Here is a 12,603-nt window from a genome sequence, read left to right on the forward strand (position 1 = left end):
CTTTATACGCAGGTTCACGCCCGTGTCGAACAGTTCCTGGCCTTCTGGGTAGTCGATCAGATAAAGCGGGTCTGGTCTGCACGCCAGCGATCTCGCCAGCCGGGAAGAAGCCGCTCGGCCCGTTAAGCCGGCCGCAGCGGGTAGAGTTTGACCATGGGGTTGTCAACCGTGTTGAGGGTCGACGGCGGTGGGGCGCCGGTTGAGAGGAGGGTCGGGGATGGTCGTGACATCAAGCCCTTTCCCGAGAGCGGTCGGGACTACGTCGGCGTACTGTCTGCTGCCACTTCGTCCAGGGCAGGAATCAGCCACTCCCTGAATCCCAAGGGGTCGTCGGTTGGGGCAAAGTGGCTTTGACCGATCATGGTGCGGTACTTCACGCCAGGGATCATTTCGGCGATCTTCTGGCCGCCGGCATCCGGAGCGCCTTGGCTGAGGTCATATTCACCGTTAAGAATCGTCAATGGAGTTTTGGTGGTGTCGATGAGGTGGCCGTTCTTGCGGAGGTCGTGACCGTGCATGAAGTACTCGTTATCGGCTGCGTAGACGCCTGGGAAGTTCGCCTTATAGATCCAATACAGCTCGCGGCGGAACGGCTCCGGTCCGAACAGTGAGGTGGCCCCGAAGTTCATCGTTCCGAACAGTTCGGCGGGTACGCGGGGATCGCGGAACATGTCATTGTCGAATTTGTCGAAGTTGTCCATGTGGTACAGCCCGTTAATGCCGACGGCGCCGCGGATTTTTTCGGGGTGGTCGGCGCAGAGATCAGAAGCAAGCTGGCCGCCGACCGAGCAGCCGACGAAGATAGGTCGGTCGAGCGAAATCGCATCGATGAACCCCACAATCCAGCCCTCTAGTATTTCCTTAGTAAAGACCATTTTTCCCTCCCACCAGCGCGCCGTCGTAGGGGGAATCGACTTGCCGTGGTACGGCAAATCAAGGGCGACGAGGGTATATCGCCGCTGGAGTTCCGGATCGGCAAGCAGGTGCCGCCACTGACGGGCGTCGGCTCCCGCAGTGTGCAGAAGAAGGACCGGGATGGGGCCGCTTCCTGCAGTCTCGTAGTACACCCGATACTCCGTCCCGTCCACGGAGTAGCGCACATAGCGGCCGACGGGGTCGTCGGAATCGATGAAAGGGTCAGTGATACCGGGAATCTCAAGGGAGCGCCCGTTCGCCGTCTCGCGCACGATATGGAAGAGACGCATCCACGCGCCCACGTATGGAGCGACGTCTTTGATCCAATCGCCCTTGAGGTTAAAGAAGAACTTCTCGTAGCCTCGCTCGGGCTTGGACATTAACGCGTTATCCCAGAACTCGGCGGATTCGGCGAGCGTCACAGTTGCGTCGCCTTCCCCGTTGCCGAGCGCGATGAGACTGCCGCCCTCGATGATTAGATCGATCATTTGCTGGCCCAGCCCAATGCGGACGGTGCCATCAAAGCCGCGGAGCTTCCACAGAAGTTCGGGGTCTGTGGATGCGCGGGAAAACAGCGCTCCTTGGTCAAGTCTCATCTATTGAAGCCTTCCATTCGATATGCGGGCCACCTGCAACACCATGTCACGGCCACATCTGTCAATGTATGCCATCTTGACAGGGTACGTCAAATTCTATGAAGATGACATGAGCAAAACCCACTTATTCAATGACAAGCACGACTCAACAAAAAGAGGAGTTGAAGATGACCGATCTACGGACCGGCGTGGTGACCGACGCTCAGCTTCTGGCCCTCCAAAAGGGCCGCAGCGCTGCCGTGGAGTGGTTGCGCTCGCATGTTGGTGCTGACGGTAAGCCCGTCGGTGCCGAGTCGACGAATCGCTGGTGGCGGCTCCCCTGGGCTCTGAGTATTGCGGGCGACTCAGTCACCGCCGCGTCAGTGCTTGCCTGGGCCGAGCACAATGCCTTCGACGAGCAGTACGACCTCCGACCGGGGCCGATGGAGTTCGCCCCGGGCGCGAGTCCCATCTATGAGCTCTCCGCGTTGGCGATTGCCGCTTGGAGGCTTGGTCGCTACGACCTGGCGAATTGCCTGCTCGACCGGTGCGCGACCTTCCAGAGCCAGGTGACGGGCGGGGTCTACGACCGTCGAAAGCGCGTGAACACGGAGCAGGATGTTCTCAAAACTGCGCAGCTCGGACTTGCCGCGATCGTCGCGAACCGGCGCGATATCGCCGATCCTATCTATGGCTGGTTCGTTCGACTGTGGGCTGCCCAGCCTGAGTTGCCCAAGGTGCTTTACCCGGTAATGGATGACAACGGAGAGCTGACCAAGCCGTCGGGTGACGACTTCCCCTCACAGTTCAAATACAAGGTCGACCTCTCCGCTCCGCTGCAGCCGTATTACAACCCCGCGATCGCTGCTGCGTTTCTCTACGACTACGGTTCGCTGACCAGGGAAAGCGCAGCGATCGCGTTAGCTCGTCAGTACCTGCAACTGAACATCGATGGCACTGAGGCCCAGTACAACGATCGGCGGTCGGTACAGATCTGCAAGTTCGCGTGGGGGGTCGCGAATGGGATCCTTGTCGACCGGGCATCCGATCTCACCATCCACGCGATCCGGATGGGCGAATGGTTCCTCGAACGCCAGAATGCGGACGGGTCGTGGACACCGGCATCGTTCGGGAGGGCGGTCGAACCGACCGAGACCGACAAGCTCTGGAAGACGGGTGAGCACGTCATGGAGCTCACGATGATCTTGTGCGCCCTCCAGCACAAGATTAACCAGCGGGGCAACGAACCCATCAACTGATAAAACAAAGGAGCAAAGCTATGTCAATCGAGATCAAGACTCCCCGGGTCGAACGCCACTTCGACCACCACAGCCGGGAGTTCGCGTCGAACTATTCAAATGAGCTGAACGAGATGGCCGCCGATTTCCCGGTGGCCTATACGCCAGCTTGGAACGGGTTCTGGATGCTTGCGGGCTTCGAGGAGGTCAATGCGGCAGCAGACAACTGGCCCGTTTTTTCCTCGGCGCATGACGGGATCGAAGGTGACCCTTTCGTATCGCGTGACCTCGCGAACCTTCCGGAGCCGTTGCCGTTCCAACGGCGCGGCGTGAGTATCCCCTTTAGCAAGCTTGGAACCGGTGTTCGCTTCGTACCGAGCGAGTGCGATCCGCCGATGCACACAGACATCCGCAGGCTCGAGGTGCCATTCTTTACCCCTAAAGCGGTGCGTGGCCACGATGAAGAGGTCCGGCGTCTTGTTACAGAAGCTCTGGATTCTGTGATCGAGACTGGTTCAGTGGAACTCATCATGGAGTTTGCTCTTCAGATCACGACAAAGGTAACGATTGGAATCATCGGGTTCGACAAGGCGGACTGGCTTGATTTCGCACTCGCGGTTCACGAGATGGGTGCGCGACCGGGTTCGCAGGAAGCCGGGCGCCGCGTCGTCGAGACGCGCAAAAAGCTCGCAGCTCTGGTGGCCGAGCGCGCGAAGGAACCGAAGAACGATGTCGCTAGTGCTCTTCTCGCAGGTTCGATCCAAGGCACTCCGGTGAGCGAGGCGGAGGCCGCAACGATTCTGAACGGACTCACCTTCGCCGCGACGGACACAACCACGTCCACGCTAGCGCATATGATGATCTACCTCAGCGTGAACCCGACCCACAGGCAGCGGCTGATCGATGACCCGACGCTAATTCCGAATGCGATTGAAGAGATACTCCGCTACAACAGCCCGTTCTTCGGTACGTCGCGTACGGTCATGAATGACATCGAACTCGGGGGGCAGAAACTTAAAGCGGGTGATGCGGTCATGTTGGGCTTCGCGCCGGGTAATCGCGATCCGCGCAAGTTTGAAGAACCCGAGACGATCAAGTTCGACCGAGCAAATGCCAAAGACCACCTCGCCTTCGGCGCTGGCCCGCACCGATGCCTCGGTGCTCCGTTGGCGCGGCTCGAGTTGCGCATCATGATCGAAGAGATCCTCAAGCGCATTCCGGACTTCCACATCGCCACGGACGACATCGTTCCGTACGCTGACAAGTCCTTCAACGGCTTTGAGAGCGTTCGGACGACGTTCACCCCGGGTAAACGCGTCTCCACCTCCTGACCTCTGAACGGGCCTTCCACGCATTGCGCGGGAGGCTTCTTCGATGTTGTCGGCGCGGGCTCTCGCGCGTCGCGCGCCTGCTACCCGCGGTGCTTTAACCTCTTGGGGAGACGCAATCGAATCGGGTCAAGTTCCGTCCCTTCGGAATACGTGCCCATGAGGATGTTGGAGCCGGCCTGGGAGAGGGTGGCTTGAATGGGCCCGGCGCTGCTTCCCGGCGTCAGCCGCGCGATGACGACAAATGCGCTTTCGTCCTGCGGGTGCTTCACGGCGACGCCCACCGTTGTCTGGTCGAAGACGAGCATGGGCTGGGCGAGACGGAGACGTAGCAACCCGCCATGTCCTGTAAACCCGACCTCGCCCCCAAACCGAAGCACGAGGGAGGACTCCACCCTCTTTCGCCCAACATAGGGAAAAAAGAACGAGTCGCCGGTGGCTTCCGCGGGTTCGATTACTTCAACCGAGCCGCGCATCCGAGCCAGGTAGTCACGGAAGCTCGCCTTGAAGCCCCATTCGAGGCCGACCGCATCTTCAGCGATCATGAGCCATCAACAAGGCAAAGTCGCCTCGCACCCTATCCGCTTTCATACAGTGCGCGAATGCATAGGCTTCGCGCTCCCGGACGGGCGTCGATTTCCAACCATCCGCAATCGCGGCTGCGGCATCCAGAGCGCGCACACTCGAGCGTGACATCGGCATCCGCCGCGTAGACCTGCTCCGTAGCCGGCTCATCTCACAGAGCGCTGCGGACGCGGACACCGCGCGCCCGTCGATACAAAGTTCGCTTAGGAGTGCGAGCAAATCTGGTTTGCAGAGCATGCCGTTTTTCATCCGGTCACGGGGAGTCGGTCGTCTGAGGAGATCAGAGGGTTTTGAGTGGGAGACCCATCAAGAAAGTCTTGGACGGTGGCGGTCGGGTGTACGGTAAATGAGGCTCGGTGCCGATCGGAGAGATCCGGCCCTGGTGGCCTGCGGAGCGTAGCGCAGCCACCGCCTCTCCCCCTGATTGCCCAGCCCGACGACCGCGACGTTCACTGTGCTGGTCACCGTTGGCTTGCCGGCACAGTCAAGGTCAGACCCTCCAGAGAAGGAGTCACCACGATCTGACATGACAGCCGACTGCAGTCGGTACGGTCTTCGGAGGTAGCGTCCAGCATCTCGTCTTCGAACGCTCCGATTGGACCGAGCAGGTCGAACCACTCCTTAACTACAAAGACATGGCACGAAGCACACGAAAGGTCCCCACCACATTCTCCGATGATGCCTCGGACCCCAGAGGCTATCGCGGCTTTCATTACCGACGTTCCGTCAACGGCATCAACCTTCACTTTGTTGCCATCTGGCTGTATGAATATCCTGAATCCGTGAGCGCGAGAGTGAAGGTGGCTCACCCTGAGGGTGGGGGTCGATTCGGGGGGGTTGATCAGGGGCATGACCGATGTGGCGCGTTTAATGCTGCTGTTGCAAGACACAGCACCCGAGTCAACCTCCAATGCGCCCCTTCATCGTCAAGCAACTCGACTACGACCTCACGCCCGTGGCGGGGTTGGCCCTGGTGGGACACCACCTGAAGCGACTCGCCCCGGTGTTCAGGCACATCGACACCGCGCTGCGCGTCGTCGGCGGCGTGGCCAACAGCGACATCCTGCGCAGCTACGTCGGGCTGCTGGTGCAGGGCAAGAGCGATTTCGATGCGATCGAGAACTTCCGCGGTGATGCGTTCTTCAAGCAGGCACTGGGCATCAAACTGCTGCCTTCGAGCCCGACGCTGCGCCAGCGCATGGATGCCCGCGCGGGCGACCTGTTTGACTTCATGCCGCCGCTGATCGAGACACTGCTGGCTGGCGCGCGCCCGGACTACGGCGTGCTGCCTTGCGGCTGGGTGGCGCTGGATGTCGATACGTTCGCCATGGACAACGGCGGCACCGCCAAGGACGGCGTGGGGCGCACCTATGCCGGGGTCGATGGCTACTGTCCGCTGGCGGCCTATCTGGGCTCGCACGGGTTCTGCCTGGAGTTGGCGCTGCGCCCGGGCGTGCAGCACTCGGCGTCGGAGACACAATTCAACTTCGAGCGCGTGATCCCGATGGCGCAGCGCCTGAGTGCGGCGGGCCCGAAGGCGCCGATCCTGGCGCGCCTGGATTCTGGCTTCGACTCGGCGGCGCTGATGCGCGTCATCGAGTCCTATAACCATGCCGGCCAGCCGCAGGTGGACTGGCTGATCAAATGGAATCCGCGCACCACCCACGTGGTGGCGCTGGCCGAGCGACTCGATGCCGACGCAGCCACGCTCTGGGAGCATCCGCGCGCGGGCAAGCGCGTGACAGTGTGGGAGGAATCGCTGTCCATCGAAGGCATCGAGCGGCCGCTGCGCCGCGTGCTGCGCCTGACCGAGCGCACCATCGATGCGAAGGGTCAGCTGTTGATCGAACCCAAGCTCACGCTGGACGGCTGGAGCACGAGCCTGGAGGCCAGACAGTTCGATGCGAAGGCCGTCATCGCGCTGTACGCCGACCACGGCACGCACGAGCAGTTCCATTCCGAGTTCAAGACCGACCTCGACCTGGAGCGGCTGCCCTCGGGCAAGTTCGATACCAACTACCTGGTGTGCGAACTCGCGGCGCTGGCCATGAACATCCTGCGCCTGATGGGCCAGGCCGGGCTGCACGGGCCGAATGCGCCAGTGCGTCACGCGGCCAAGCGCCGGCGCATCAAGACGGTGATGCAGGAGCTCATCTACCGCGCCGGTCGTCTCATCGAGCATGGCCGGCGCGTCATCCTCGGCCTGGGGGCCAACGATCGCGCGGCCAGCGCCTTCGAGCGATTGCACTGGCAACTTGCCGGCACCGGCGGCTGAAGGCAGTCCAGGCGCCAGCACAACATCCAGTACCTCGCCGGCGGCCCCACGTCGCGCAGCGCGCACAAGCGTGCAACGGCGCACGGAAATCGCCCCTGTGCGCACGGTTGCAGAGCATCTCTGGGCGTTCAGTACGGAACGAAGAGGCTGCAATTGAGCCATGCGGTCACTGGACATCCGCTGCGCACCCATTAAGGGCGAATTGGCAGGGCAATTGAACCGGATCGGCATACAGGGGTCACGGATTCAGGAATATGACAGAGGTCATGGGATGCGCCTCGACAAGGCCGAAATATGGGATGTTGCAGTCATGGCTGACATTAGTACGTCATTGCTAAATAAGGATCACGGATCACTCAGATCATGGTTATCCAATTTTTGTTGGAAACGTGTCACCTGACCATACCGAGACCCCCAACCCGCAGGAGTGTCGTTGGCCACAGTCGACAATCCTCGCGCTCAACTGGATCGTGACTCGGTGCTCTCTCGCAACTCAGCTTCAATAGAAGTGGGCTCTGGTCGTAATAAGTGAGGCGAGAACTACCTAGACTCGCGCCTGAGTCCTAGCCCTGCTTCGTCGACGTGGATAGTGTTACGCGCAGCTGGGCGCGAAGCAAGTCTGACACCGGAGAGCAAAAGTAATACTGCCACGACGCCGGCGAGAAGGGCAACGAGGAGGGGGACATCGTACGAACCTGTGATGTCGAAACCCAGTCCCCATAGCGGCGCCGCCAGCGAGGCACCAAGGTAGTACACCATCATGAGAATTCCATAGATATTCTGGAAGCGTTCCGGGCTAACGCTGCTACTAACGAACAGGGGAAGTAGCACCAGGTGGCTGGTCAGGGCCATCGCTGCAAACGGGAGAACGATTAAAAATCCGCTTACCTTAGTGACAAATGTCAGGGCACCGAATCCAAAGACATAGCAAACGATCATCATTCCGGCTGCAGCGGTCAATCCAAACTTGTCAAAAATGACACCGCCAAGAGGCTTCAACACCATTTGAAAGACGGCGTAATACGACACCAGGAGGCCGGCGGTCGAAAAGTCGAGACCTTTAGATATCACGATCGGTGTAATTACTTGAGTAAGGCCAGCCTCAACGGAAAGTAGCCCAGCTCCAAGGACAATCAGGGCGACGGGGGTCAGGTGGCGCCGGACACGGGGTGCGACCTTGCTGGCGGCCTCAGCAGCCACCTTAGGAGGATCCTTAATGAGCGCAATCGCCGGGATGGTCATGCAGAGAAAGACGATACATGCAACAGCCCGCACCGCACCCTCCCAGCCGACGACTTTGACGATTGCCGGCATAGCGAGTCCCCAAACGATCGAGCCTGCTGCGCCTCCGGCCATCACCAGCCCAAACACTAGCCCGCGCCGGGAATGCTGGTGCCAGCTGTTGACGAGGAAGGTCACGGGCACAACGGTGGCGAAGGACCACAGAAGGCTCCAGAGTACCGTGAAGAGGTAGAACTGCCAGAGTTCAGTGGTGAACGAAAGCGCAACAATCCAGATAAACGACCAGATGGAGGCCACAAATACCGGCAACCGGATCCCGAAGCGCCTGACGACCCGCCCGATCAGCGGCATCATCAGCGCACCTACGATGCCAAGAATGGTGTACTGCAACAGATAGGCAGACACCGGCACATGGAAGCGGGCTGTTCCCGACGGAATCAACAGCCCGATGCTGGTCAATGTGCCGGCAAAAGCGAACATCATCAAGGCCGCACCAATGGTGGACCTGAGGCGTTTCGCGCATGCGATCCGTTCAAGGGGAGAAAGATCGTGCGTAGATGTCATGGCGTGTCTCCGTCTCTTCTTCTTTGGTCAAGTTGAAAGTGCTTCAGTATCCGGACGACGGTGTCTGGGTAAGCGAGGCGTGGCTGCGGTAGCGTCGGGCAGGAGTTTTCGCCGACACAGCTCAATCTAATCTGAACCTCAACAATCTGTCAACGGGTGTCGTCATGACAGTCACTGTCACGAAGGTTTTTGGGCATTTTCTCGCCGCGAGGCATTGTGTCGGTGGTGACGTCATGCAGATCAAAACTAGACAAATGGTCGCCTCGCAGTGCGTCAGGAGAGGCAGGGCAGGAGTGATGAAGAGGTCTAGATTCGCCGAGGAGCAGATCACCTACGCGCTGCGGCTGGCCGACAGCGGCACACCTGTGGTGGATATGTGCCGGCAGATCGGCATCTGGGAGGGGACGTTCTATACGCCGGACGAAGAAGTATGCGGACCTCAGCATGCGCGAACTGTGCAAGGGCGCGTCGTTGCCGACCAGACGCTGGGCAAGCAGTGCCTGCAGGGAGCCGTACGAAAGGAGCTATCAGCGTTGCCAAGCGGCGCGTGCTGGCAGCCCTAGATGCAGTAGCGCTTCAAGGTGAGCTCGCAGCGCTTCGTGCAACTGACGTCGCTGCAGCGCCCGCCGTGGGACGACAAGAGCAAAGCACGGGACCGGAGCGCCGTGCGCGAGCGCATCCGCGATATCGCAATGAGCAGACCCTGAACGGTAACTGCGTTAGTTCGCCTGTGTGAACGACAAAGATGGCGCAAGCGTGAGATTGTCTGGTCCGACGTGAGTATTCGTCGATTGCGCGCTCACGGCTGCTGCGGAGAATGCCTTGAGCCATGACGCTCAAACAATCTCAATTTCAGACACTCACGGATCAACTTGCCGACAAGGCGCTGCTGCGACAGCTCAATCTGATCGACGGCGAGTGGCGCGGTGCAGCCTCCGGCGATCTGCTCCCGGTGATCAACCCTGCAAACGGCGGGGAATTGGCACGGGTGCCCGCGTCCGGTGCCGAAGATGCCACTGCGGCCGTCGAAGCGGCGCACCGGGCTCTGCCGGCCTGGTCTGCCCTCACCACGAAGGAGCGCGCCGCCATCCTGCGCCGCTGGTACGAGCTGATCCTTGCGCACCGCGAGGATCTCGGGATTATCCTGGCCAGCGAGCAGGGAAAGCCGCTGGCCGAGGCGATCGGCGAAGTGGTCTATGGCGCGGGCTTCGTCGAGTGGTTCGCAGAAGAGGGCAAGCGCGTGTACGGTGACGTCATCCCGCCCCACGTTCGCGACCGGCGCCTGGTCGTCGTGAAGCAGGCCGTAGGCGTCGCCGCGCTGGTCACGCCCTGGAACTTCCCCAGCGCCATGATTACTCGCAAGGCCGGACCCGCTCTGGCCGCGGGCTGCTCGGTGGTGCTCAAGCCCGCCGAGGACACACCGCTGTCGGCCTTGGCCCTGGGTGAGTTGGCGCTGCGGGCGGGCGTACCGGCCGGCGTATTCAACATCGTGACGACGGCCAAGCCAGCCCCGGTGGGCGAGGTCTTCACGACCCACCCGGCAGTGCGCAAGTTGTCCTTCACTGGCTCCACGCGCGTGGGCAAGCTGCTCATGTCGCAGTGCGCCGGAACAGTCAAGAAGGTATCTTTGGAACTGGGCGGGAACGCGGCCTTTATCGTGTTTGACGATGCCGACTTGGATGCCGCACTGGCTGGACTGATTGCGGTGAAGTTCCGAAACACAGGTCAGACCTGCGTCAGCGCCAACCGCATTTTCGTGCAGGCCGGTGTGTATGACCGCTTCTGCAGGATGCTGAGCCAGGCGGTCGCCGGCATGAAGACCGGCGATCCGCTCGCGCCAGGCATTCAGCAAGGCCCGCTCATCAATGGCGCGGCCCTGGAAAAGGTCCAAGCACTGGTGGATGACGCCATTGCTCGCGGTGCCCAAGTCGAAACTGGCGGCACCACGCATGAACTTGGCGGACTTTTCTTCCAACCCACGGTGCTTTCCCGCATCACGGGCGAGATGCGCATGTGCCATGAAGAGATATTCGGGCCTGTGGCACCGCTTCAGCGCTTCGAGCATGAATCCGAGGTTGTCGCCCAGGCCAATGACACGCCATACGGCCTGGCTGGCTACTTCTACAGCCGGGATGTTGGGCGCGCATGGCGCGTTGCCGAGGCGCTAGAGGTCGGCATGGTGGGCGTGAACGAAGGCGGCATGTCTACCGAACTCGCGCCGTTCGGAGGTGTGAAGGAGTCCGGTATCGGCCGTGAGGGCTCGAAGTACGGCATCGAAGAGTACATCGAGACGAAGTACATCTGTTTCGGCGGTATTGCCTGATGCTGATCGGGTGCCTTGGAGCGTTGGCGCAGACCAGGTGAATCGCTCGGCGGCGTCAGGTGGAACGCCGGTGCGGAACCAAGCGGGTGGGGCGGTCCACGTGGATGTCACTCGCGCCATTCACGAAGCCGTGGAGCATTTCCTGCGGCGGATTTCTTTCCTTGCGCCTGCGCGTTCCAGAGCCCGAATTTCGCGGGTCGGCTCGGCAGTATTGTTGCGCCTGTGTTGTTGGTCATCCGCGGCGCGTCTAGCGCTGATCTGACGCCGCACGCCATGAAGTTGGGTGTTCAACGACATGCTCGTCTGTCGCCTTTACTGGTCTCGGACTGGCCTATTCCGTTCGGTTATGCGGACCCTCAAGCCTTTCTATTGGACTGCGGCGGGGTCCTGATCGACGATTCCATTGCACGCCATCCGGCGTTCAACTTGAGAGGAATCGAATGTCAGATTGGTCGCTTCGCGACAGGACCTGCGTCGTCGGCGTTGGAACGACGGCCTATGGATCCTTCCCCGATTCGGATGCTTATGGGCTGGGCGCGGACGCGCTTCAGCGCGCCGCCGAGGACGCCGGCCTGAGGCCGGAACAGATCGACGGGCTGATCGTCAGCCGCATCCCGTCGTTCGAGCGCTTCGCCGAAGTCGCGGGGCTCAACCCGCGCTTCACCATGCAGACGCCCGTGCATGGCCGTTTCGCCTCGATTTCCCTCGAGCTGGCGGCCAACGCGCTTGCCTGCGGCGAAGCCAACTATGTCGCTCTTGTGTATGGCAATAACGGGCGCTCGCAGCGAATGAACTATGGCGGGGGCGACAACACTTGGTCGCCCTGGGGCATGACATCGCCCGGTGCGCTTCACGCGATGATGTGGCGGCACCATATGCATCGATACGGCTCACGTTCCGAAGATCTGGCGCATGTGGCGGTGGCGTTCCGCAAGCACGCCATGCTCAACCCCGACGCGGTGATGCGGGAGCCGCTGACGGTGGAGCAGCACCAGGCGGGGCGGTTCATTGCGGACCCGCTGCGACTGAACGACTACTGCCTGATCAACGATGGCGGCGTGGCGTGGATCATGACCACAGCCGAGCGGGCACGCGACCTGCGAAAGAAACCGGTGTATGTGAGTGGTTTTGCGCGCCGCGACACCTACGACAACAGCTCCACCTTCCATCCGGACTTGTGGCATCCGGCGTTGCAGGAGGTTTCCCGCGAGGTCCATGCGCGCTCGGGGATTACGCGCGAGGACCTGAGCGGCCTGATGATCTACGACAACTTCACACCAACCGTGCTGTTCTCGCTGGAGGGCATGGGCTTCTGCGAGCGCGGCGAGGGCGGCGCATTCGTGCGTGACGGCATGCTCGAACTCGGGCGAGGCCGTTGGCCCACCAACACCAGCGGGGGCCACCTGTCGGAGTCGTACATGCAAGGCTGGGCGCTGATTGCCGAGGCCGTGCGCCAGCTACGCGGCACCGCTGGCGAACGACAAATCGTGGACTGCAAGGCCCTCCAGTACATCTGCGCGACCAACTGCGCAACTTCCATCATCTTCAGGAACTGAGT

Annotated in this window: 10 protein-coding genes; 6 read left to right on the forward strand and 4 right to left on the reverse strand. The window is 61.1% G+C overall.

Annotated features, from left to right (window positions below; translation table 11 throughout):
• Positions 1 to 257: 257 nt before the first annotated feature.
• Complete coding sequence (locus VAR608DRAFT_RS20070) at positions 258 to 1,511, reverse strand: alpha/beta fold hydrolase (RefSeq protein WP_088955654.1); 1,254 nt, start codon at positions 1,509 to 1,511, stop codon at positions 258 to 260.
• Between the two features lie 167 nt (positions 1,512 to 1,678).
• Between VAR608DRAFT_RS20070 and VAR608DRAFT_RS20075 the strand changes: the two genes are divergently transcribed.
• Positions 1,679 to 2,749, forward strand: coding sequence for a hypothetical protein (locus VAR608DRAFT_RS20075; protein WP_157731060.1), 1,071 nt, complete (start codon positions 1,679 to 1,681; stop codon positions 2,747 to 2,749).
• Between the two features lie 20 nt (positions 2,750 to 2,769).
• Entirely contained in the window at positions 2,770 to 4,059 is a 1,290-nt protein-coding gene (locus tag VAR608DRAFT_RS20080) for a cytochrome P450 (protein WP_088955656.1), read from the forward strand.
• Positions 4,060 to 4,139: 80 nt separating this feature from the next.
• Here the strand turns inward: VAR608DRAFT_RS20080 and VAR608DRAFT_RS20085 are convergent, their stop codons facing one another.
• Entirely contained in the window at positions 4,140 to 4,601 is a 462-nt protein-coding gene (locus tag VAR608DRAFT_RS20085) for an HtaA domain-containing protein (protein WP_088955657.1), read from the reverse strand.
• A 501-nt stretch (positions 4,602 to 5,102) separates the two neighbouring features.
• Positions 5,103 to 5,492: a 2Fe-2S iron-sulfur cluster-binding protein gene (locus VAR608DRAFT_RS38290; RefSeq protein WP_088955658.1), complete on the reverse strand. Its 390-nt coding sequence runs from the start codon at positions 5,490 to 5,492 to the stop codon at positions 5,103 to 5,105.
• A gap of 59 nt (positions 5,493 to 5,551) precedes the next feature.
• Between VAR608DRAFT_RS38290 and VAR608DRAFT_RS20095 the strand changes: the two genes are divergently transcribed.
• Positions 5,552 to 6,916 carry an IS1380 family transposase gene (locus tag VAR608DRAFT_RS20095; RefSeq protein ID WP_088955659.1) on the forward strand — a complete coding sequence of 455 codons (1,365 nt, stop codon included), beginning with the start codon at positions 5,552 to 5,554 and terminating at the stop codon, positions 6,914 to 6,916.
• A 540-nt stretch (positions 6,917 to 7,456) separates the two neighbouring features.
• On the opposite strand, the gene VAR608DRAFT_RS20100 is transcribed toward VAR608DRAFT_RS20095, so the two are convergent.
• Positions 7,457 to 8,722 (reverse strand): MFS transporter, encoded by a 1,266-nt coding sequence (locus VAR608DRAFT_RS20100; protein ID WP_088955660.1) that lies wholly within the window; start codon positions 8,720 to 8,722, stop codon positions 7,457 to 7,459.
• 164 nt (positions 8,723 to 8,886) lie between these two features.
• Here VAR608DRAFT_RS20100 and VAR608DRAFT_RS20105 point away from each other — a divergent pair, with 164 nt between their 5' ends.
• From VAR608DRAFT_RS20105 to VAR608DRAFT_RS20115, 3 genes are all read left to right on the forward strand, one after another.
• Positions 8,887 to 9,285, forward strand: a complete 399-nt coding sequence (locus tag VAR608DRAFT_RS20105) for a transposase (RefSeq protein ID WP_157731061.1) — start codon at positions 8,887 to 8,889, stop codon at positions 9,283 to 9,285.
• A 266-nt stretch (positions 9,286 to 9,551) separates the two neighbouring features.
• The gene (locus tag VAR608DRAFT_RS20110; RefSeq protein ID WP_088955662.1) at positions 9,552 to 11,045 is read left to right on the forward strand and encodes an NAD-dependent succinate-semialdehyde dehydrogenase; all 1,494 of its coding nucleotides are present in this window, start codon (positions 9,552 to 9,554) and stop codon (positions 11,043 to 11,045) included.
• A 440-nt stretch (positions 11,046 to 11,485) separates the two neighbouring features.
• Positions 11,486 to 12,601, forward strand: coding sequence for a thiolase family protein (locus VAR608DRAFT_RS20115; RefSeq protein ID WP_088955663.1), 1,116 nt, complete (start codon positions 11,486 to 11,488; stop codon positions 12,599 to 12,601).
• Positions 12,602 to 12,603: the final 2 nt, after the last annotated feature.

Origin of the sequence: Variovorax sp. HW608 (assembly GCF_900090195.1) — a bacterium.
GTDB lineage: Bacteria > Pseudomonadota > Gammaproteobacteria > Burkholderiales > Burkholderiaceae_C > Variovorax.